23 protein-coding genes are annotated in these 23,321 nt (G+C 39.1%); 14 read left to right on the top strand and 9 right to left on the bottom strand.

Annotation, left to right across the window (positions count from 1 at the left end; all coding sequences use genetic code 11):
* Nucleotides 1-15: 15 nt before the first annotated feature.
* Entirely contained in the window at nt 16-657 is a 642-nt protein-coding gene (locus V6C71_17410) for a DUF6391 domain-containing protein (GenBank protein ID HEY9770241.1), read from the bottom strand.
* Between the two features lie 407 nt (nt 658-1,064).
* Between V6C71_17410 and ureA the strand changes: the two genes are divergently transcribed.
* The 7 genes from ureA (at nt 1,065) to V6C71_17375 (ending at nt 6,248) form a co-directional block, all read left to right on the top strand.
* Complete coding sequence (ureA, locus tag V6C71_17405) at nt 1,065-1,367, top strand: urease subunit gamma (protein ID HEY9770240.1); 303 nt, start codon at nt 1,065-1,067, stop codon at nt 1,365-1,367.
* A gap of 14 nt (nt 1,368-1,381) precedes the next feature.
* Entirely contained in the window at nt 1,382-1,687 is a 306-nt protein-coding gene (gene ureB, locus V6C71_17400) for an urease subunit beta (protein ID HEY9770239.1), read from the top strand.
* A 26-nt stretch (nt 1,688-1,713) separates the two neighbouring features.
* Entirely contained in the window at nt 1,714-2,352 is a 639-nt protein-coding gene (gene ureG, locus V6C71_17395; GenBank protein HEY9770238.1) for an urease accessory protein UreG, read from the top strand.
* A 9-nt stretch (nt 2,353-2,361) separates the two neighbouring features.
* Complete coding sequence (locus V6C71_17390; GenBank protein HEY9770237.1) at nt 2,362-3,210, top strand: urease accessory protein UreD; 849 nt, start codon at nt 2,362-2,364, stop codon at nt 3,208-3,210.
* A gap of 5 nt (nt 3,211-3,215) precedes the next feature.
* Nucleotides 3,216-3,716, top strand: coding sequence for a hypothetical protein (locus V6C71_17385; protein ID HEY9770236.1), 501 nt, complete (start codon nt 3,216-3,218; stop codon nt 3,714-3,716).
* A 29-nt stretch (nt 3,717-3,745) separates the two neighbouring features.
* Nucleotides 3,746-4,927, top strand: coding sequence for an MFS transporter (locus V6C71_17380; protein HEY9770235.1), 1,182 nt, complete (start codon nt 3,746-3,748; stop codon nt 4,925-4,927).
* A 697-nt stretch (nt 4,928-5,624) separates the two neighbouring features.
* A complete protein-coding gene (locus V6C71_17375; protein ID HEY9770234.1) occupies nt 5,625-6,248 on the top strand; it encodes a precorrin-8X methylmutase in 624 nt (207 codons plus the stop codon).
* A gap of 108 nt (nt 6,249-6,356) precedes the next feature.
* Here the strand turns inward: V6C71_17375 and V6C71_17370 are convergent, their stop codons facing one another.
* Nucleotides 6,357-7,055 (bottom strand): phosphate ABC transporter permease, encoded by a 699-nt coding sequence (locus V6C71_17370; protein ID HEY9770233.1) that lies wholly within the window; start codon nt 7,053-7,055, stop codon nt 6,357-6,359.
* 105 nt (nt 7,056-7,160) lie between these two features.
* Entirely contained in the window at nt 7,161-7,988 is an 828-nt protein-coding gene (gene dapB / locus V6C71_17365) for a 4-hydroxy-tetrahydrodipicolinate reductase (GenBank protein ID HEY9770232.1), read from the bottom strand.
* Between the two features lie 347 nt (nt 7,989-8,335).
* Here dapB and V6C71_17360 point away from each other — a divergent pair, with 347 nt between their 5' ends.
* On the top strand, nt 8,336-9,664 hold the full coding sequence (locus V6C71_17360) for a hypothetical protein (protein HEY9770231.1): 1,329 nt from the start codon (nt 8,336-8,338) through the stop codon (nt 9,662-9,664).
* Between the two features lie 54 nt (nt 9,665-9,718).
* Here V6C71_17360 and V6C71_17355 read toward each other — a convergent pair whose 3' ends face one another.
* The 6 genes from V6C71_17355 to V6C71_17330 form a co-directional block, all read right to left on the bottom strand.
* A complete protein-coding gene (locus tag V6C71_17355; protein HEY9770230.1) occupies nt 9,719-10,156 on the bottom strand; it encodes a CAAD domain-containing protein in 438 nt (145 codons plus the stop codon).
* A 412-nt stretch (nt 10,157-10,568) separates the two neighbouring features.
* Nucleotides 10,569-11,438: a 6-carboxytetrahydropterin synthase gene (locus tag V6C71_17350; protein ID HEY9770229.1), complete on the bottom strand. Its 870-nt coding sequence runs from the start codon at nt 11,436-11,438 to the stop codon at nt 10,569-10,571.
* Between the two features lie 109 nt (nt 11,439-11,547).
* The gene (locus V6C71_17345) at nt 11,548-12,243 is read right to left on the bottom strand and encodes a J domain-containing protein (protein ID HEY9770228.1); all 696 of its coding nucleotides are present in this window, start codon (nt 12,241-12,243) and stop codon (nt 11,548-11,550) included.
* Nucleotides 12,244-12,329: 86 nt separating this feature from the next.
* Entirely contained in the window at nt 12,330-13,283 is a 954-nt protein-coding gene (cysK, locus tag V6C71_17340) for a cysteine synthase A (GenBank protein ID HEY9770227.1), read from the bottom strand.
* A gap of 436 nt (nt 13,284-13,719) precedes the next feature.
* On the bottom strand, nt 13,720-14,286 hold the full coding sequence (locus tag V6C71_17335; protein HEY9770226.1) for a hypothetical protein: 567 nt from the start codon (nt 14,284-14,286) through the stop codon (nt 13,720-13,722).
* Nucleotides 14,287-14,333: 47 nt separating this feature from the next.
* Nucleotides 14,334-15,083, bottom strand: a complete 750-nt coding sequence (locus V6C71_17330; GenBank protein ID HEY9770225.1) for a cobyrinate a,c-diamide synthase — start codon at nt 15,081-15,083, stop codon at nt 14,334-14,336.
* A 227-nt stretch (nt 15,084-15,310) separates the two neighbouring features.
* Between V6C71_17330 and V6C71_17325 the strand changes: the two genes are divergently transcribed.
* From V6C71_17325 to V6C71_17300, 6 genes are all read left to right on the top strand, one after another.
* Nucleotides 15,311-16,540, top strand: a complete 1,230-nt coding sequence (locus V6C71_17325; protein ID HEY9770224.1) for a response regulator — start codon at nt 15,311-15,313, stop codon at nt 16,538-16,540.
* 103 nt (nt 16,541-16,643) lie between these two features.
* A complete protein-coding gene (locus V6C71_17320) occupies nt 16,644-17,009 on the top strand; it encodes a response regulator (protein ID HEY9770223.1) in 366 nt (121 codons plus the stop codon).
* A gap of 21 nt (nt 17,010-17,030) precedes the next feature.
* A complete protein-coding gene (locus V6C71_17315) occupies nt 17,031-17,513 on the top strand; it encodes a chemotaxis protein CheW (GenBank protein ID HEY9770222.1) in 483 nt (160 codons plus the stop codon).
* 39 nt (nt 17,514-17,552) lie between these two features.
* Nucleotides 17,553-19,196, top strand: a complete 1,644-nt coding sequence (locus V6C71_17310) for a methyl-accepting chemotaxis protein (GenBank protein ID HEY9770221.1) — start codon at nt 17,553-17,555, stop codon at nt 19,194-19,196.
* 113 nt (nt 19,197-19,309) lie between these two features.
* Nucleotides 19,310-22,369 carry a response regulator gene (locus tag V6C71_17305; GenBank protein ID HEY9770220.1) on the top strand — a complete coding sequence of 1,020 codons (3,060 nt, stop codon included), beginning with the start codon at nt 19,310-19,312 and terminating at the stop codon, nt 22,367-22,369.
* 629 nt (nt 22,370-22,998) lie between these two features.
* Entirely contained in the window at nt 22,999-23,283 is a 285-nt protein-coding gene (locus V6C71_17300; GenBank protein HEY9770219.1) for a hypothetical protein, read from the top strand.
* Nucleotides 23,284-23,321 lie beyond the last annotated feature (38 nt).

Genomic DNA, 23,321 nt, shown 5'->3' with positions numbered 1-23,321 from the left:
ACAGCATTTAAACAGCTAATTACTGTTTGTTATCCAGTTTAGACTGACGAAATAGCCTAAGTTTTCTGATTTATCAGTTATTTTAGTAATTTTTTGCAGTTTAAGATTAAAAGGAATTGCCGTAGTAATGTATTTCTGGACGTAGATGCCAAGATCGGGGGCAAGATAGTTGGCAGCAACAGCAGCTAATCCCACGCCCATAATTTGGTGTAGGGGCGATCGCGGTAGGGTAAAATGCGCTGTCATCGCCATTCCTGCGGTAAGTATTGCTGCTACAGATGAATTTGTGCCACAGCGAGGATGGAGTGCTAAATTCCACTCTCCTTGTTGTAAACGAGTTAAAGCTAAATTAACTGCTTTTCTTAGTTTAAGCGGGTCAATCTCTCCGTAAAGATAGAATCCTTTTTCTGTGGACAGTCCGCCGATAGTTTCGTTATCTGCGGATAAATAGCTAGTCGATAACTTGGTTCTTTTAGTCAAATTAATTGTATCGCTTAACATCCAGACAGTAGCATGTTCTAAGGCGTGTACCTGACGGATGAGCAAAAACTCTTTTAAGCCAGGAATAAAGCCAAACTGTTTTAATAATTCGGCGTCCTGGTTGGGATAAAAATAAGGAAAATCAAGTTCGGCGTTGGCGTAAATGGCATCGTTCATAACTTTAATTGACGATCGCAAAAAATGATGCAGCCAGGGCAATATTTGCGAAAGTTATTACGCTTGGTGCTGTGTCAAAGCTGCTGTAATTATATTTTTATATATTCTATCGACAGTAAACAGATAATTGCCATCAATGTATATGGCTATAATTATTGCTCTATATATCTCTTTAAGTTTTGTAGACTTCGACAAGATGTTTATTATTTGTTTGTTATTCGGGAAGAAATATTAAGTTAAGTATCTGTCACATAATTGAATGAGACGGGCTATAGGCGCGTATGGGCAAGCGAAGGTTAAAGCTAAAGCATTTATGATCAAAATCTTAGGTTTTGGAGCTTGAGACAGCCTGCAACTGTAGGATATAAAACTAAACTCCTAGTTGTTCATTATGCGACAAAATAGAAATGCAGCTATCACCCCAAGAACGAGATAAGTTAACTATTTTCACTGTAGGATTACTTGCTGAACGGCGTAAAAATAAAGGTCTAAAGTTAAATTATCCTGAAGCAGTAGCCTACATTTCTGCTGCTATTTTAGAGGGTGCAAGAGAAGGAAGATCTGTTGCCGAATTAATGAGTTATGGAACGACAATACTCAGTCGAAATGAGGTAATCGAAGGTATTGCCGAAATGATTCACGAAGTACAGGTAGAGGCTACTTTTCCTGACGGTACAAAACTAGTCACGGTACATAACCCAATTCAGTAATCAGTAATCAAATTATGATTCCAGGTGAGATAATTACCCAACCAGGGACAATTGAATTAAATGTTGGTCGAGAAACTCTAGAAGTTGAAGTCGCTAATACAGGCGATCGCCCTATCCAGATCGGTTCACATTTTCATTTTTTTGAAGTTAATTCGGCACTACAGTTTAACCGTGAGGCTACCATAGGGATGCGCCTAGATATTCCCGCAGGTACAGCCGTTAGATTTGAGCCAGGAGACGAGAAGACAGTCACCTTAGTGGCGATCGCCGGAAGCAGAGAAATTTACGGTTTTAATGGTCTTGTCGAAGGGCAAGTATGATGGGACGATCGTCGTTTTAAAATTCAATGAAAAATGTCGCCAGATTAGGAATAGGAGGCCCTGTAGGTAGCGGGAAAACTGCGCTACTAGAGTGCTTAATCCCGATGCTAACTCAGCAGGGTATTGAAGTTGCAGTAATTACTAACGATTTATTAACTACTGAAGATGCAGATCGTTTGAAAAGCAAAGGATTTCTCTCGCCCGAGAGAATTATTGGAGTAGAAACTGGTAGCTGTCCTCATACGGCTATTCGAGAAGATCCGACGATGAATTTGTTAGCGGTAAAAGATTTAGAGTTACTTTATCCTCAGCTGGACTTAATTTTTATCGAAAGTGGCGGAGATAATTTGGCTTCTACCTTTAGCTATGATTTGGTTGATTCCTATATCTTTGTTATTGATGTAGGTGCGGGAGATGATATTCCGCGCAAAAACGGCCCAGGTTTTGTTCAAGCAGATTTAGTTGTGATTAATAAAATCGATCTTGCTCCTTATGTTGGGGCAAATTTGGATTTGATTCGTCAGCAAGCACCACAACACCGCAAAGAAAAACCCATTGCCTATACTAACTGTAAGACCAAAGAAGGTTTAGAACAAGTTAAAAGTTTTATTTTGGAAACGGTTTTATTTTACGTAGAGGCGAATCGTTGTCTGCCTTCAAGCTAGCGGTAAAGAATGGAGAGTATTAAATATCAACATAATCTTGAGTTGTCGCTGCGGTGCGATCGCTTTCAAACAGTTTGTCAGCATCAATACACTACCTATCCCTTGCGCTTGTCTTCAATCTTTCGCTTAGAAGGAGCGAACTCTAATCGAGCCTATCATTACTTAATTAATATTTCCCCTGGGTTACTTGCTGGGGATCGATTAGATTTATCTTTGCAGCTTGGATCTAACACTAGTTTGTATCTTACGGATCAGGCGGCAACTAAAGTACATCCTATGCCAGAAATTAATAGCAAAGCAAGGGTTAATTATCAAATTACTGTTGATGCTGGTGCCAGTTTAGAATTAGTCCCCGAGCCAATTATCCTCTATACGGATGCAGTTTTAGAGCAGGAAACAGTAATTAGGCTTCACCCGACAGCAAGGCTTTTCTTAAGTGAAATTATCTTGACTGGTAGATTGGCTAAGGGAGAATATTATAATTTTAACTATTACTTTAATCGCTTGAGAGTTACAGATTTACAAGAAAAATTATTGTTTACCGATGTGATGCGTTTAGCAGGTAAGCAAAATAAATTTAAAGATAATCAAATTTTTGCCTCCTTACCTATTATGGGAAATGCGATCGCCATATTACCAAATATTGATTTACAGTTATTAACGACACATCTAAAAGATCTAAAATTAATTAACCAGCAAAATATCGCAGTAGCGACAACGATTTTACCCACAAACAACGGTATTTTGATTCGCGCTTTAAGCAATAAAACTAGAGAATTAAAAAAATATTTTACCTATGCGCTTAATTGTATCCGAACCATAACTAATCAATCGCCTCTGCCTTACATTGCTAAATAATAAATATGACAGAAGTAGCTCAAACATATATCGGAAATATTCAAGATAATTCAGATTTAGCTGAATTAATTACCATCGAAACTTGTTTAGCAGTAACCCTACTAGAAAGCGATCGCCATAAAGGTAGAATTCATGCTCATACTGATTCTGGAGTGGCGGTAGGAATAATTAAAAGTCGCGATCTCGCTTTGCGATCGGGAGACATTTTTAAAACTAATTCGGGTAAACTCTTATTAATTTACATGCAAGAACAAGAGTTGTTAGTATTAGATTTATCTGCTATAGATTTAAGTGTTTCTACTGCTGAATTAGTCTACTTAGGTCATGTTCTGGGTAACCATCATTATCCCATCACGATGCAGAATAATAAGATATATGTGCAGCTAATTACAGATAAATCAATTGTCGAAAAGCTGATCGAGCAATTAAATATTCCCGGGCTACAAATTAAATACCAAATGCAATCTGACAATCAAGAATTTACTTTCTCGCACCATAGTCACTAACCAGCTGCTTTAATTACTTTAATTATTACTTGGAAAAATCCCTCGCCTCAAATCTAATCAAGCTATACATTCTCCGAGGATTAGCTTTTGCTTGGTTTCCGATTCCGACTATTGTTTTATTTTATGAAAGTTACGGGCTTGATATAGAGCAAATTGTCCTACTTAAAACTATTTTATCTCTGTCAGTTTTGGTGCTAGAAGTGCCGTCAGGATACCTCGCCGATCTGTGGGGGAGAAAAGCCTGTCTAGTTATTGGTAGTGGGGTTTGGATTGTTAGCTGGTTAATTTATTGTGTCGGTACTTCTTTTAATCAATTTGCGCTCGCCGAAGTCTTAGCGGGAGTGGCAGCAAGTTTGATTTCTGGAGCAAATACGGCGATCGGTTACGATACTTTATTACAGTTAGGCAGAGAAAAATATTATCAGGTTTGGGAAGGAAGATTAGTCGCGATCGCTGGAATTAGTGAGGCGGTTTGTGGCATCATCGGTGCGGCGATCGCTTCAATTAATTTAGTCTATCCTTTTTATTTACAAACGGTTTGTTTAGTCATTTATTTTTGTTTGGCATTAACCTTAGTTGAGCCAAAAGATCATCAAGCCATTGCCCAAACTCAGAAGCTAAAACAGCTACAAACCATAATTATTAATGTTTTTAATCGTCCGAAACTCAGATGGTTGATATTATTAAGCGGTACTTTTTCTAGTGCTAGCTTTCTAATTGTCTGGTTATCACAAGATTACTTAAAGCAATTAAATATTCCGATTCAGGCTTTTGGTTGGGCTTGGGCAATCTTTCATCTAGGTATGAGCGTGGCTTCGGTAAATGCACATCGCGTAGAGCGTATTTTTGGTATTAAAAAAGCTACTTTTCTATTGATACTAATCTTAGGAATTTCTTATATTTGCCTGGGCAGTATCAACCAGGTTTGGGGCATGGTTTTTATTATGAGTCTTTATCTAGTGCGGGGTTTATCTTCACCCTTGATTCTCAACGCAATCAATCAACAAATATCTTCATCGGTTAGAGCTACTATTCTTTCCATCAATAGTTTAATATTTGGCCTTGGTTTTGCTGTGGTTGCACCGATGATTGGTGCGATTGCCTCTGGCTACGATCTATTTACAGGATTAATTGTAGCTGGTTGTTTATTTTTAATCTCTGGCTGGTTTTGCTGGTGGCAATTAGTTAGAGCAAAAGCATTTCAAAATTGATGTTTAACAGATTTTTAACCTTATTGATTTGCTGTCGATTTGTTGGTTAACGATCATTAACCTCCTTTAATCGTTTTATAGCACTACGTATAAAAGTTAGGACAATTTTATTTGATTAGTACTTACCCTTCGGGAGGTGCGCTTTCACGGTTAAACCGCACTCCTGCCCTTGCATCAAACTATGCGATGCTTGCCCTTATAGCTTTGAGGGTAAACGCCTTTCGTCGATATGCCCTAAAGGATATGCCCGTGCATGATTCCCTTCGGTCTCGAAGCTTATCATGCACGGACTAGCCCTAAAGGATTAGCTTCGCGTCCTTCGCGGCATCCGTGATAGACGCGGGGTCGCAACCTCTACTTACGAGCCAATAGTTGAGGACACGTCTTTTGAGGAAACCTCAAAAGCTCGTTATGTCCGTTTTGTGTCCTAATCTAATTTTGTACGGCTATATTAGCCTAAAATGTACGATAATTAATTCTTCGTTGATTAAATTAAGCTTTTTCTTGAAAAGAAAATCACGGTTTGAGACAATTTTTAGCTGTGGAGTTGCTGAATGTGAATTATATGTGAACTATAACTATACCAATCGCAGCCTTAAGCTGTTTTCTGGAATAGCTTTGATTTATTAGGCGTTTGATAGAGCTAACTTTAAAATACTTTCTCAACAAAAGTATCGATTAATCATAAATAAAACAGATGAATTTAAATTTTACAGAGGCTTCTTCTTTGGCAATAATTGATCGTCAAATTCAGGAGATCAAAGCAAATATTTCTCCTGCCCAATACGAAATAATTCGTCAGGTTATCTACCATACAGCAGATTTAGAGTATGAATCTCTGCTTAAATTTTCCGATGGTGCGTTGGCAAAAGGTGCAGCAGCGCTAACAGCAGTTACACCCATCATAGTAGATGTACCCGAGATTCAAGTCAGCATTGTTCCTAAACTACAGCAGACTTTTGGCAATCCTGTTTATTGTTGCGCTACTACTAGCACCGAAGTTATCAACAAAGCAACTAGAGCATCTAGCGGACTAGAGATCTTAGGTGCTAAACATCCAACTAGCATTTTTATTATTGGTCAAGATGAAGCTGCCATGTCTACGATGGTAGACTTACTCCAAAATAAAATTATTGAACCGAGTTTAGCGATCGCCACTCCCCCAATATTTATCGAATCAACCGTCAAACAAAGACTGCTAAACTCTAATATTCCTCATGTTTGTGTCAATAGCTCAAAAGGTGGTTCTAACGTAGCTGCGGCAATTTTTAATGGTTTGATTAGGTTAACCTGGCAAGCATATCGCCAAGATGGATTATAGGTAAGCCAAAGGAGCAATAGGTACAGCAAAAACAGAAGTCAAGGTTACACCGCCCTTCTAGGGAATGGGAAATGGGGAATGGGGAAAATAGTTTGCCTGTTGCCTCCTTTAGCGATCGCGACGTTTTATATTGCGGTTACGATTGCGACTTACTCTTTGAGGAGTTATTCCTCCTAGTTGGCGACTTACCTCAATAAAGACATCTCTTTGAATATAGGGATATTGTCCTACCCAGATATTTTGTTGAGGAATGTAGGCATCAGAAATCTTATTAATCTGACTCAGATCTAAGTTATTTGATAACACTAACAATTCCGCAGTCTGTCCCGGCTTAATTCCTTTATAAATTCGTTGTAAAGGGGCTTGGACTTGCAGCTCAAAACCAGTTTCATCCCCCAGTATCAGATTAATCCAGCGTTCGCGATTTTCAACAATAACAAGTTCCCCACGTTGATTAACTGTTTCCTCCTCACCGATTAATTCTTCGGTGAGAAACACCTCTAGCACTCTGCCCCGCCAAAAGCCTGCATACTTGAAACGACGATTAGCAGCATTGCGCCGACTTGCCTGATAAACGGGACACCACAACCAGTAGAGAGAGGCAATTCCACCCACAAGCAGAATTAAAGCTTCTCCTTGATCGCCAAGCAATACATCCAAAATTACAACTACAACTACTCCGACTACGGAAATTAAGAGTCGATTTAAGACATCAGACCACTTACCCCAATAGTAGTTATATTGTTTTCCTGTAGCAATTAAAGGAATTAACTGCTCCATTTTTTCCCTGGTTAAAGGCTTAAGCATGAAAAATTATTAATCGAATCTAAAAGGTTAAAAACTAGATTCAAAACTCCCTAAAGCTGACTCTAGATCGTCTTAATCGTCAAATACTCAGCAACGACATCATAGCTAAACTATTTTTTCTAAACCATAAACCAAGGAAGTTAGTTCGGTCACTTTACGAATTGAAAGCAGTACGCCAGGCATATAGCAAGAGCGATCGCTTGTGTCATGACGCAGGGTATAGAGTTGACCAGATGCGCCAAATAACACCTCTTGATGGGCAATCAAACCTGGTAAGCGAATGCTGTGAATGGGAATATTACTGTTTGCCATACCGCCTCTCGCTCCAGTTATAGTCTCTTTGGCGACAACTTTGGCCCGATTGAACGATTTACCCATTTCTGCCAACATTTGAGCCGTTTTTATCGCTGTGCCACTAGGAGCATCAGCTTTGCGATCGTGATGTAGCTCGATAATTTCTACGTGGTCAAAATATTTAGTAGCGGCGATCGCTGCCTGCTGGAGTAATACCATGCCAATTGAAAAGTTAGGAATAATTAGAGTCCCTGTACTAGCTTTTTCAGCAAAATCACTCAAATCTCGAAGCTGCTCATCGGTTAACCCTGTCGTACCCACTACTGGACGAACTCCATAGGCGATCGCGCTACGAGTGTTTTCATACACGCTGTCAGGATGAGTAAAATCTACCATCACGCCCTGCACCTTTTCTTGAGTTGCCAACACCAAAACACTCTGTAAATCATTCAGCACAGGAACTTCTAGCGCACCAATACCAATAATTTCGCCAATATCTTGACCCATATATTCAGGATTAAGATCTACCGCGCCAACTAACATCATGTCTTCTGCTTGAGATACGGCTTTGATTACCTCCCTACCCATTTGACCCAAAGCACCATTAACTACCACTGGAATCGGCGATTTATTTGTCATTTGTCTCAATATTTATTAACTGTCTTTAGAGGGATTATTTTAAAACAAATTGAGGACCAAGGAGATCTATAAGCGATCGCCGATGAGACGATGGGAAACAAAAGAGCAAAAGTATAGTAAATATAAATAGCTATTACTAGCTACGGGAAAATAAACCAGAATAATTCCTCCAGAATTTTGCTAATCTTATTGACTTATTTGGGTAACTTAAAATTAAAGGCATTGTCGAGGCGATGGAGTAACTAATGAATTTTAATTATCAATCAACAGCAGCTCAAAATCAGAGTCAGCTCGGCAACTACTAGATTATCTATATTATTACTCAACAAATTCTTAAGCTAGGCACGATGTCTCAAATGAATAATAGTTCTAATTCTGGTAACTTCAAAACAGCGACACTTGCCGATTGTCTTGCTAATAATCAAGAAATTTTTCAGCTGATTGAGCAAATTTTTCCCGTGGATTCTTGTCGGTACTACCAAGTTCTGCCACTAAAGCTAGTCGGCAAGGATTTAGTTTTGGGTATGTTAAATCCCGATAATCAAGAATCATTAAAGTTTGTCAATTCAATTGCCAACGTCTTTCGATACAATTTAGAAATTCAATTAATCGATCTTCAAACTCATCAGATAATACTATCTATTTATCCTCAAAGTTCGCTCCAGCCTCAAAAATCCGAGCCAGATCAAAACAAAACTTTGATTGACACTGACTTCAATACTAGTAATGTCAATTCAAATAACTTGCCAAGAAGCAGATCTATCGATTCAGATCCCACAATTATTTCTCAGCCAGAAGAATTTGCTTCATCTCAGCCTAAGATTTCTCAAGGATTGCCAGATTTACCTCCAGACTTAGACTTTCTCAAAGATTTAGATTTAACTCCACATTCTGTGCAAAAAGCTTCTAAGTCTAAGGCAGATTCAACAGCAATACTCTTTGAGATTCCGCCAGAGTTTCTCAATCACAAAGCATCTCGTAATTCTGATGACAAACCGACGATCATTGGCGCAAATCCTGCTGAACTATTAGCTCAAGGAACATCTCAAGAAGATCCAGAAATTGCCTGTGGCGAGGCACCAATAGCGAATTTAATCGCCGAAACTTTAGGTAATCAGGCTCAAAAAGCCGCAGCATCTGAAAACTACTTACCTACTTTAATGCCTCAACTATCGTGGCAAAAATTGCTAGAACAGGCTTTCAAATATCAAACTGAATATCTTAGCTTAACTCGCTATAGCGATCGCGGTAGCATTATTGCCCACAAACAGGAATTGTCTCAATCTCAGATCGAGTTAATTCCCTTGCCAATCTTCTGTTGTTTGATTGACGAAATCAAAAAGATGGCAAGACTTTCTGAAATTACAGCTGCCTATCCTAAAAAAGTAATCTTAGAAAGATTTTATGAGCAGGAACGAATCTTACTTCGTTTGGAGTTTATGCTTCAAGAGGAAGAAACAGTAAGAATCCAAATTCTACGTAATCGGACTTTGCAAATTTATGAGCAACAACAGATGGATAAGGTTAGCGAACAGGCTTTACAATTAGCCAAGCAGCTAGAGAAGACACTCAGGAGAATTCAGGCTTGTTTTGATTCTGCCGAAATAACCAACCTTCGAGAATTGCAGACGGTTCACAGTAGAATTAATCACCAGCTAAGACTATTGGATAAATAAAAAGCCCCAGAACAGTTTCCTGGGGACGCCGATTATAAATTAAAATTTAAGCTATTAAAGCTTTGATGAATCTTGACCCACAACCTGAGTTTTAAGAGATTCAAACTCTTGAACTAATTCTTGACGAGAAGATTTAGTTAACAAATAGCGATAAACAAACCAGCCAGTATAGCCCAAACCTACTAACTCAAAAGTAGGCGCCAGTAGCGGAATATCATTGATCGCTGAGATAATAGCTAAAGTTACCTTAACTGCAATAATCCCTAGAAAAATTAGCAGTAAGTTGACTAGCGATTTTTGATTATTGTCGACAAACTCTTTGAGATAGTCAAAAATTTGACTTAAAAATCTTGAACCCGTATTCAAATATTCTTGAACCGCGCTGTCTGTCGGTGGTGATTTGGGTGGAGTAGAGGCGATCGCCCCTGCGGATTCACTATCAAAACTTGTGGTTTCTTGGGTTTCAATGACTTCTGGAGTATTAGATTCCATGTTTTTGGCTCTCCTATTGTTTAAATGATTATTAGTCTGCTATTGCTCTGATTCGCTATTAACGACTATACTTTTGCTCATATTACCAAACACTTTTGATGTTGATTAGATTACTCAAGTAACTATTAATAGTCTTAAGTATGCTTTTACAGTATAGTCGTCAGCCTATGGTAGATTATGCGCTTTAATGGGATATATTTCTAGTTTTCAACAGATTACGAGTATTATCCAACATTAATTAAGCAAAACTGCTACGTTAATCTTAATTTTCGCTTTATGTTGATAGTAGTCATAATTCGGCAAAGGTAAGTAATTATATTTCAAGCAAAAAGGGATATCCTCTCCTCTATAAAATAAGATATCCCGATTAATTTTTGATAAAATCAGCCAGAAGATTTAATTTGTCGGTGTATTATGAGGAAACCATGGCAGGCTGATGATTTCCTGCTTTGGTAGTTGTTTTAGCAGAACGGCAATTAATTTCACAGGAGTTATTAGGGCTTTCGATTAGCTTAACTTTATCAAGCTCTACACCTAATTCTTGGATGGGCGATCGCAATAAATCGGCAATCCGAACCGCAATATTCTCCGCTGTAGGTACAACCTCAGCAAAATAAGGAATATCTTTATTTAAAAAGGTATGGTCGAAAGGTTCAACAACGTATTCATCGATCGCATTTTGCAGTGCGCCCAAATCAACCAGCATTCCTGTGCGAGAATCTATCTCTCCGGCTACGGTAACTTCTAAATGATAATTGTGTCCATGACCATTAGGACGAGCGCACTTGCCATAAATCTCTTGGTTTTCTTCAAAGCTGAGGCTAGAAATCGCTAAACGATGTGCTGCACTAAAATGAGTTTTGACTGTTAAATTAGCTTCCATATTATTTCCTTTATAATCCGTCCAAAGTTCGGGATGTTCAAATAATCTAACGTTAACTAAAGGTAGATGAGGCGCAAGTCTTTGCCAAATTACTCTAGAAATATTTTCAGTGGTGGGTAAAGTTGACTGAAATTCTGACCAAGTATCGTTGAGATAAGAATAGTTTAGCTGGCTGGTAACTTCTCGTTTAATTACTTGTTTGACTACAGATAGATTTTCTACCATGCCATATTGATCCAAATCACCAGCCAAGGATACATACAGCAAATAATTATGTCCGTGTCCTGGAAAACGACTACAAGCACCAAAAAGGCGTTTGTTTTCTGCGTCGTCTAATTCTGGCAACCAGTAGCGATGACTCGCAGAAAACTGGGCGCGACGATGAATAGTACATTCCATATATTGGACTGATATTTTAAAATGTAAAGTTAAGTAAATCGTTTCTTCTATCAGGATAAACTATTTCGTGGGGATCGACAGATTGGAGATTGGGGACTATCTTGACTGATTATAAAAAAGACATTGCTCTTTCTTGAGCTTGATCGTGTAGCTGTTCGGCAATTCTAAATATCTCTTGTCCCGTATGGAGATAGCGATCGTTGTAGTTTAAGGTAAACCACTTTAATTCCTTGATACCATCACCGATATGATTGAGACAATAGTACAAATTAGCTGCAACTCCTGCTAATTGAGCAGGATTTGGTTGAGATGTTAGCTTCTGTTGCGCCTGTTGCCAATAATCTTCGCAGCTATCTAAATACGCTTCAAAATTTTCCATTAAACTATCATCAAATGGATCGGCAGACAAACGGTCTATCTCTATTTCTAAGGGATCGAGAATTTCGTTTGTTAGACGATGAATCGGAAAATAAACCTCTTGTAACCACTGTTGATAACTTACTTCTGGTGTAGTATAAGCGCGTTGCTGTTGATATTGTCTATGAGCAGCAGCATTTCTTGCCTGTCGTCTGATCAAGAAATCACTATCACTGGCTTGACCAAGCTGTTGTTGTCGGTCATATAAGCGTCTGCTGTTGCTGTTGCCCAAAACTTCATAAGCAGCATTTATGGCAATAATCTTGTCAGAGTTTTGAACTTCGTTTTGGCTGTCTGGATGAAATTGCTTTGCCAAACGTCGGTATGACTGTTTAATCTCTTGTTGAGTGGCTTTTAGATTAACTTGAAGAACTTGATAATGATTCACGGCTTTGGATCATTTTTAGTTTAATTTGCTAGAGGACTAATTATGATAAAGTGGGTGAGCAAAACTAATAGCTGATAGCTTTTAGCTTAATTAAAGACAGGCTGTTCGAGATCGGCAAACAATGGTGTACTAAGATAACGTTCACCAAAGCTGGGCTGAATCATCACAATTAGCTTATCTTTATTCTCTGGTTTTTGTGCCACCTTGACTGCTGCTGCAAGAGCTGCACCAGTCGAAATACCTGATAACAAGCCTTCTTCTCGGGCTAAGCGACGACCAAAATCGATCGCCTCATCATCGGTAACAGTAATCACTTCATCAATTAGATCTATTTTTAATACTTCTGGGACAAAGCCTGCACCAATTCCCAGAATTTTATGAGAACCTGGTTGTCCTCCTGACAAGATCGGGCTGCCGATTGGTTCAACCGCGATCGCTTTTAATTCTGGCTTGTATCTTTTGAGGACTTCTGCTAAACCTGTAATTGTGCCTCCTGTACCAACTCCCGCCACAATTATGTCTACCTTGCCATCAGTATCTGCCCAAACTTCTTCAGCGGTAGTGCTTTTATGAATTTCTGGATTAGCAGGGTTATTAAACTGCTGTAACATATAGGCATCGGGTACATTTTCGCTAATTTCCTGTGCCTTCCTGATACATCCTGCCATTCCCTCGCTGCCAGGAGTCAGTTCTAACTGTGCGCCATAAGCTTTTAACATCAGCCGTCGTTCTTTATTCATGGTTTCGGGCATAGTTAAAATCAGCTTGTAACCTTTGGCTGCTGCTGCCATTGCCAGCGCAATTCCTGTATTACCTGATGTTGGTTCAACTAAAATTGTTTTACCAGGGGTAATTGTCCCTTCGGCTTCGGCTGCGTTAATCATATTTACCCCAATGCGGTCTTTAACAGAGGCAGCAGGATTCATTCCTTCTAATTTTACTATTATTTTTGCCATACATCCTTCTGCTTGGGGAATACGATTGAGCTGTACTAAAGGAGTTCTGCCTACCAGTTCGGTAACGTTTTTCGCAATTTTCATAGGACGCAAAAGTAATCGGTATTATTTATTTTGCTTGCTTATTGACTGCTCGAGCGAGCAATTTGTTAATAGTTTATAATTCTCAGCTTTATTTCCTGTAGAGATTGCCGAAATAAACCAGAAATATATATTTGCTCAAAAACTATCCGCCCCCACAAGTCCATAACGGTAAACAGCAAAGCTGCAATGGTTATTACTCATGAGGGCGGTCTAGAGGGTCTCTTAGTCGAAACCTAACTGCTGGAAGGAACTCCAACAATGTCTACCTAGTTACTTCCGAAGAAGTTCAAGATGCGACTGCTTAAAGAACAGCCCCAGCACACAGCTGGCTATCATCAACTAGGAGACCCATGTTACTACTATATTCTGTCATGGGCATCACCTCCTGTATCCCTAAATGGCTAATTTGATAACTATGTATCTCCAATCAATATAACTAAATTGGAAAATTTCGGCAACTTTGAATAAATCTTTGAGCCAGATATTTTGCGCCCCCCCAGTGGATATGGAGATAGGAAGCGTGTAGTCGATTGATATTCCAGCCTTCTGTTAATTGAGGACTAGACTGATGAAAGCCCTGTAGCTGCCATTGAGGATGTTCTGGATGTGTGATTAATTTAGAGCGATGAAACTCGTGTCCTTGAACTATTTGTTGTGCTGAAATTAAAGAACTATCCTGTAGCGCGATCGCTTGTCGATAGCCTAAAGTTAATTTTGCTTGCATAGTCACATTGCTGGGAATAACTCCTACCATCGACCAACTTTGTTGCTTAAAATCTATTAGCTGTTTGCAGAGATACATTAAGCCACCACATTCAGCATAAGTAGGAATGCCAGCTTGAATAATCTGTTTAAGCTGTTTTAAAACGTTTTTGTTGTCAGCTAACTGTTGAGCAAATACTTCGGGAAAACCACCACCAAAGTATAGTCCTTGGATCTCATCGGGGAGATTGTGATCTTGAAGCGGACTCCAAAATATAAGTTCTGCACCTAGTTCAGTCAAGATATCTAGATTGTCTTGGTAATAAAAATTAAAGGCTCGATCTTGAGCTACTGCGATTTTGATTGGTGAGTAAGTGACTGGGTGAGTAAGTGACTGGGTGATGATTGACCCAGAAGAGAACCAAGTTTATCCCAATTAAATGATGTTTTAGCTAAATCGGCTAATTGGGCAAAAATACCACTAATACTAGGAAGTTCGGCGAAGGGAACTAAACCTAAATGGCGATCTGGGATAGTTACTGCCGCGTCGCGTCTTAAAACTCCTACAATTGGCATTTTAATACTAGCTAATGCCGTTTCTAATAGCTCTAAATGACGATCGCTTGCCACCTTATTTAAAATTACCCCGGCAATATTTACTTGAGGATCTATGTTGGTATAACCATAGGCGATCGCAGCGATCGAAGTCGATAAGCTAGAACAGTCTAAAACTAACACTACGGGTAAATCTAATATTCTGGCAATATGAGCAGTGCTGCCATAGTCATTTAAAGATTCTGATTTATTGGGGTTGCTAATACCGTCAAATAATCCCATTACACCTTCGATTACTACCCAGTCAGCACCTTGTGCGTGACGATTAAAACACTCTTGGACATAGCTTGGGGAAGTTAGTACAGGATCTAAGTTGCGACAGGGTAAACCTGTTACAGCACGATGAAACATGGGATCGATGTAATCTGGCCCCACTTTGAATGACTGTACGCGATCGCTTTGTGCTGTCAGATAAGCCAGTATGGCTAGGGTAACGGTTGTTTTGCCTACTCCAGAGCGATCGCCAGCAATGATTAAACCCATAATTATCTATCTCTTATCTGAAATATAAATAATCAGAACCTGAATTTCAGTAAAGTTTTTGGGAACAATAAAAACAGTACGACAAATATGCTTATTTTGAGTCAGTTGTATTCTACTTTCTGATGAAGTTTTTTTTGACGCGAGAAAGGAAGATCGCCGTATTTTTACTCGTGGAATAAACTTCGCCCTATTTTTGGCTTATTTCTCCAGGAAATTTCAGCAACATCATGAACAATAATTTTCAGAATCCCTTACAGGTTCTTAAAGTAAAATCTAACGAAGCTTGGTCTGGCTGTATTGAAATTGAAGAACCGCAAGATGCTTCTGTTAGTTGGAATGTTTACTTGCTGGAAGGAAAAATACAGTATATTAATAGTTCCATAGGTCAACAGGTACGCTTAAACTACCTCTGGCAGAAATTTAACTTGGGTTCGCAGTGTCCTCAGCTAGACAAAAAAGAAACCTCAGAATATGTCCAGCTATGTCAAGCTTTGGCTAACAAACAGTTATCTAATCTAGAGATTAAAAAACATTTGTTTCGATTTACCAGAGAAGCATTAGGCAATGTTTTAAGTATCGAACAAACTAAAATTAATTTAATCCCCGCCAGACGAATTAAAAAATCAATAATTAGCTTTAGCTTAGAACAGTTGGTCGCTAAATTAGAAGAGCAAATTAAGGCTTGGCAACAAATTAGATCTTATCTTCCTTCTTGCTTTTGTCGTTTATATTTAGAGCAGAAAAATGCGCTCAAGTTTTATAAAATTTGGCAACCCAAGTACGCTAATCCAGAACTAGAGCCGATCGCCAAAACACATAAACTTTCATCCTTTGTTAGCTTATTTGTTGCCAAAAGTTGCCTGTACCAAATAGCGACTAAAGCTAACGCTGATACCTATTTTTTGGCAAAATATCTCAAACAATCTATAGCTGAAGGTTTAATTGACCTCTTCCCTTTCAAAGAACTGACTCTAGAAGAACTCCAGCAGAAAAGTCAGACTAAAAAAAGTAATTTAACTTCTAGCCAAACAAAGTCTGATTTGCTTCAATCATCTGAGTCTAAGAGTGATAATTCATCAGCTTTAATCGTCTGTGTTGATGATAGCAAAACAGTTCAAAAACAGCTAAGAATGACGTTAGAAGCAGGTGGCTATAGAGTCTTGAGTATTTTAGATCCCACTCTAGCCTTAAAAAAACTATCGCAACATCAACCGGCGGTGATTTTTCTGGACATCAATATGCCTAATCTCAACGGCTACGATCTCTGTAGTCTATTAAGAAAATCACAAAAATTCAAAGAAATTCCGATTGTGATGCTTACAGGAAGAGATGGCATGATCGACCGAGTTAGAGCCAAAATAGTTGGCGCGACAGACTATCTAACTAAACCTTGTGACCCTAATAAGTTAATTACCCTGACCAAAGCATTAGAAAAATCGGCGGCAACTGTTAATTAAGCAACAAGTATTGCTGTAATGGTAGTTTAAGCGAATTTTGGGGAATTATAGTGATAGCCAAATTATTTGTTTTGAAGATAATTGGAAAAAGTAATTAATTATTATGAAAACTGTACTTATTGTTGAAGACACCCATGCAGAAAGACAGATGAGTTCAGCTTTATTAACTCATGCTGGGTTTGATGTTGCGGTTGCCGAAGATGCCGAATCAGCTTGGAAATGGCTTAATAACCATCCTGCGCCCAACTTGATCTTATTGGACATTGTCATGCCAGGAGAAAGCGGATTAGATTTATGTCGCAAAATTAGAGAACATTCCGACTGGCAGAATATTCCGATTCTTTTCTGTAGTTCCAAGGCCGAAGAATTCGATCGCTTTTGGGCAATTCGCCAGGGAGGAAATGAGTATATCACTAAGCCTTATGTTCCTCAAAACTTGGTAGATAAGGTGACTCAGTTTGTCAGCTAGATTAAGTTTTGCTCTAATCTTATGAATCAAGAATACTTTACCATTGCATTATCAACCGAGGTTGACGTAGGGCTTTCTTTGGCAGATATGGGAACAGTAGCCCAATTTGAAGTTAAAAATATTTGTACTGTGCCAGGGGTAGCTAACTTTTGGTATGGAGTAGTTAATTTTAAAGGTTCTTTGCTGTGGATCTTAGATAGCGATCGCTTTTTTAATTTAAACATTAAGAACAACAGGCAACCACAAAAACTCACGGCGGTAATTCTCAAAAATCAGCAGTCAGATAATCAAAAGAAAGTAGCCATAGTAACCCAACAATTGAAGGGAATTTTGGCGGTTGAGCCATCTTGTCTGAAGCCCCTAACAGATCGAGATAACGTTTCTCCAATGCTGCGTGAGTGCTGTTGTGCCCTTGTCAAAACCGAATTGCAAACTACTTATGTCATTGATTCTGCTGCCTTACTGAATCGGCTACATCAAGAATCAATTCTGGTATCAGCCTAAATTAAATTGTATATATTGAATTACTAGGAATCCAAGTCTATGTCCGATCACACTAATGATCTTGTCAGTAAGATCGTTGAGGCAAACGCCTTAGAAAATGCGGGAGAAGCAGAAGCGGCGATCGCTTTATATCAAGAAATTTTAGAGTTAGATCGTGGTGGTAACTACGCTGATGTGGCTCAACAGGCTTTAGCTAGTTTGCAGGAGTTATCGTCTTCGAGCGTTCAACAGTCTCAGGTAAGTTTGTCTAATTCTCAAACAAGATCGTGGCACAGTTTTAGTTTAAAATTCAAAGTTCCGTTTCTCATAATCGCGCTCAGCATATTTCCGACAATTTTTGTTGGTGCTACAGCATACTCATTAGTCAATCAATTAACTACGCAGACAACTTTTGAAAACGAGAATATAGATACGGCACAAAATTTAGCTTGGACTTTAGCTTTATCTGCAACAGCAGTAACTGTTGTGACCGCAGGGATTGGTTATCTATCGGCTAATCGGTTAGTTCGACCAATTATGCAGGTAGGAGATGCAATCGAAAAATTGGGTCAAGGAGATTTAAAAACCCGCGTATCGATCTCAGGAAAGGATGAGCTAGCAGATTTAGGTCGCAATATTAATAAAATGGCAGGACAAATCGAAGGCTTGCTATATACCCAAGAAGCAGAGACAAAACAGCAGCGTCGAGAAAAAGAGCTGCTTCAGCAAGGAGTAATGAGTTTGCTGTTGGACGTAGAAGGCGCGCAAAAAGGAGACTTGACCGTCAGAGCCCAAATGACCGATGGTGCAGTAGGGTCGATCGCCGATGCTTTTAATGCAACTATGGGTAAACTGCGAGGACTACTACAAGAGGTACAGGCGGTTTCTGCCGAAGTAGGTCAGTTATCTTTGGCAGGGGAGGACTCGGTACGTCAGCTTTCGGAATCGGCTATCAGTCAAACAGCAGAAATTAACCAGGCTCTTAGCAGTATTGATGAAATTAATCAGTCCGTCGAAACCGTAGCCAACTATGCTCAAGAAGCAGCTAAAATCGCTCGTAACGGTTCGATTCAAGCTAGGGAAGGAGATTTAGCTATGGATGCTACGGTAAATAGTATTGAAAAAATTCGCGATACTGTTGCCAACACCTCAAAAAAAGTAAAGCAGCTAGCCGAATCTTCCCAAGAAATCGCCCAAATTGTCGAGATTATTTCGGGTATTTCGGAAAAAACCAACTTACTCGCCTTCAACGCTTCGGTTGAGGCAGCACGGGCAGGAGAACATGGTGAAGGATTTAGAATTGTTGCCGAAGAGGTACGTCGTTTGGCGGATCGAATCACCGAAGCAACTAAAGACATTCAAGAGTTAGTCGATACAATTCAGCAGGATACAACTTCGGTGCTGCAAGGAATGGAAACCAGTACTTCAGAAGTAGTTAACGGCAGTGAGCTAGTTCGTATGACTAAACTGAATCTGCGAAGTTTGGCACAAACCAGTAAACAAATTGATGAGTATCTTAAGTATATTTCTACTAGTACTATTGACCAAACTAACACCTCTCAAGAAGTTAACCAGAAAATTAGCGGCATTGCTACTTTGGCAAGAACTAACTCTACTGAAGCGCAAAACGTGGTGCAGTCTCTGCGAACTTTAGTATCTGAGGCGGAAAACCTCCAGTCTTCAATTTCGCAATTTAAGCTTTAAGACTAGGTTCATAACCATGGCAGCAACTTGGCGATTTAATTTGGCGCACTGTCTTGCCTCATAGCATTAATAACTATTTATTAACTATTTAGATAGAAAAAATCTTATAAAAAATGAGTTCCCAGTTAGATCCTGTAATTCTCGCTGCTATTACCGCTGAAGCGCGCCAATGTTTTTTAAATGAAGATGCTCCAGAGTACCTTCAGATGCTCAACTCAGGCTTTCATGACCGCGCCAATCCCGACTTTACTGCTCTATTGCGGGCTGCACACTCGCTTAAAGGCGGTGCTGGTTTGGCATCATTAACTAGTTTGCAATATTTAGCTCATAAACTCGAAGATGTGCTGGTGGGACTACAGCAATCGCAAATTGGAGAAATAGAACTAGCTTGGGCTTTAGTTGAGAAAAGTATCGATGAGGTAGGATATATTATCAGTCAGGCGCGCACCGTCGATGATGCGATCGCTAATCCTGAATTAATGATTGCTCTAGAATCTTTAGTCGGCTCAAGTTCTGCAAAAGAGTTCTCAGACTCAGAATTTGGCGGTGATAATCACGATTTGATTCGCAGCACTCTCACGGAAGAATTAGAAAATAGCTTTGTTGTTATCGAAGAACTGGAAATAGATGCTCCAGCAGCAGTAGTTCAGTCTTTACTCTCAGGTTTTGTCGATGAATGCACTTTTTTAGCAGAAACTTTGGACCTGGTTTGGTTAGGAAAAGCTGTTGACCCGATAGTTGAGGTGCTGGAGACAACAGACACAGGTGAATCACTGCTAGTGACCAAAGAAATTATCAGCTATTTACGGACTGAGATTGGGCAGTATCTGGATAATTTAGAACTTGTAGCCAACGTCGAACCGCAGCCAGAAATAGATCGTGATTTAGTGACTAACACCCTAAACCAGGATCTCGAGGCGATGTGTCAGGCGATCGCCGATTTAGGCATGGATACCCCAGAAGCGGTAATTAACGAAGCCATAGCAGGCTTTGCTGACGAATGTATCTTTTTGAGCGAAACTTTAGAATTACCCTGGTTAAGTTCGGCGATCGCGCCGATTGAAGCTATTTTGGCTGAATGCGACCCTTTAGAAGCTTTATTAACGGTACAGGAATTAGTCGGCGAAATTCGCCAACGGCGTAATTATTATTTAGCCAACTTTACAGATTTAGAGGTCGAAGCTATCGATCGGGTGGATAACGAGTTAGATGAACTGGTAGAAGCTCCTGACGAGGGATTTTTTGATTTTCCCGAAGAAGCAGATGATGCTGCACTATCTACAGTAATGTTTGCACCCCCTGCTTTATCTGAAGATCAAATAGTCGCCAAGGTAGTAGAATCTCAAAAGCCCGCTGGTAGCAATCAGGTCAGAATATCCCTAGAAAAGCTAGAGGGAATGACCAATCATGTTGAAGAATTAATTCTGAGTCAATCCCGCATCAGTCGCCAACAACAGACTTTAAATCAGGCTAATCATCGTTTGCGATCGCTAACACGCCAGTTTGAACCGATTCGTGAACAGATCCAAGATTTATATAATCAGCTTGCTGTTAATTCAATCAACAAGTTATCAATCAATTCAGACGAAGACGATGATTTTGATGCTTTGGAAATGGATCGTTATACAGACCTGCACACCAGTTTGCAGTCTTTCCAAGAATTAATGTTACAGATCCAAGAAACTCGTACCGATATTGACTTTGTGGATCGAGAATTAGCTGGAGATTTAGAGCAAACTGAGAAAAATCTGGATATCCTTTATGCGCAAGTTACTGATTCGCGCTTAGTTCCCTTCGATGTTTTAGCTAAACGATTCATTCCGCAAATTCGTGGTTTAGGTCAGCGTTTTGATAAACCAGTGAATTTAGAAATTGAGGGTAAAAATACCCTAGTTGACCAAATATTGCTCGAACAACTCCAAACTCCTTTAACTCATTTACTCAATAATGCTTTCGATCATGGGATTGAATCTAAGTATGACCGTATCGCTGCTAATAAATCAGAAACGGCAACCATTACTTTAAAAGCGCAGTTACAAAACAATCAGCTAGTCATTGCGATCCGAGATGATGGAGGTGGGATCGATCCTGAGAAAGTTTACCATCGGGCGGTAGAAAGAGGAATTTGTCCTCCTACCAAATCAATCAAAGATTATAGACCCGAAGAAATTGTCAACTGGATTTTTGAACCAGACTTCTCTACCGCTGCCAAAGTTAGTGATATTTCTGGTCGAGGAATGGGATTGGATATTGTGCTTAACTTAATTAGCCAACTGCGGGGTCAACTATACGTCACGACCGATGTTGGTCGGGGTACAACCTTTACGATTAGCTTGCCTTTAAATCTTAGTTTGCAATCGCTTTTATTAGTTCAGTTACAAAACAGGCTGCTGGCTATTCCTCACACCAGTATTCTGGAAATATTACCCTATCAAGAACTATACTTTACCAATCAAAGTAAAGAATATATTAACTGGAAAGAACAGACTATACTTCTGGCTTCTGCATCTAATCTATTTCCCTGTCCCAGAAAACCGCTGCAATTAAGTCAAGGCAAAGTGGCTATTGTCTTGGAAACTGCTTTTGAACCCCTGGCAATTTTAGTTGATGCGATCGCGGGAGAAGAAAAATTAATTATTAAACCTTTTGATGAAACTGTTCCCGTACCAACCTATATTGTGGGGTGTACCGTATTAGGTACGGGAGAGGTGATTCCAGTAATTTTGCCTCAAGGAATTGCTAAAGGTGCAATCTCCTCAACATCAGTCAAAAATAGGACGGTGACGATCGCCAATACAGTTTCTACTATACTAATTGCGGAAGATTCCGTTGCTACCAGAAGAATGCTAGATAAAGTATTAACTGCCGCAGGTTATCAAGTACTTGTGTGCCGTGATGGACAGGAAGCTCTAGATCTAATAGAACAATATCAAGGGCGAATCGATTTAATACTTTCTGATGTTGAAATGCCCAGATTAAATGGATTTGAACTACTAGAAAAAGTCCGCGCACAACCCGCCTTTAAAAATACGCCAATTGTAATGGCAACATCTCGTACGGGCGATCGCCACCAGCAAAAAGCTAAACGTTTGGGGGCAACAGATTACCTCGGTAAACCCGTTCAACCACAGCAATTAATTAATACAGTGGCAGCTTTGTTGACAAAAAAATAACGACTATCTAATTATTATTTTGTCTAATATGAAATGCTTAAATGTTTGCTACAGATGAGTAAAGTATGTAACACGATCATTGCTTATTATTTATCGGGGTTGTATTTTAGTTTTTCTAATCTTACTAATAGTATTTCTTGTTCTTTACGGTCTTTAATCTTATTAAAAAGCTTGCGCGCTTGTTTCGTCAATTTGATTTGATATTCTCGATCCTAGATTATTGACGATTAAACTCAGCTTTTAAATCATCTAAGCTAATAGTTTCTTCTAATTGTGCTTCTTTAATACCTTGTTTTAAATTTCTCATAAATTCTTTATCAGTAATTATTTCAATTGTTTCAATTAATGATGTTAATTATTCTAATTCAAAAGCAATCATGACGGGTTTACCACCTTTGGTTGTAATTGCTGGCTGGTCGGTCAATTGTTCTGATAATTATGGTAATTCTTTTTGCGCTTCGCTTATTGTTAGATGTTTTGGCATTGTTATTACTATTAAAAGCAAATTAATAATTTATTTAGTGATGCTTCCTAATTGTAGCTAATCTGTACATCTTTAGTGAGATTAATCACACAACTAAAGAAAAGATAACTTGATAATTGAGTTAAAGTGATTTCAAATAAAGAATATGAATTTGAGTTTTATATTTGCACAAGTAGGTGGTGTTTGCACTCAACCAAATGCTATTGAGTGGGTTACAATTATTGCGTTGATTAGCGGTGCGGGAATATTTAGTGTTATGACTGGAGTTGCAGCTATTAGTGTTGGCTCAACTATAGTAAGTATGGCGATTAGTGGTGCGTCTATTTCAACAATTGCTACGGCTGTCTCAGGAGATGCCTTTGCCAGTTATGGAGGAGCAGAAGTATTAGCTTCTCTTGTTGCAGCAATCATGAATATTTTAGGATGCTAACTAATGTTATGAAAAGGTAATTATTTAATAAATATAAA

Source organism: Coleofasciculaceae cyanobacterium (genome assembly GCA_036703275.1).
Lineage (GTDB): Bacteria > Cyanobacteriota > Cyanobacteriia > Cyanobacteriales > Xenococcaceae > Waterburya.
This window is presented reverse-complemented; position numbering and strand designations above follow the sequence as displayed.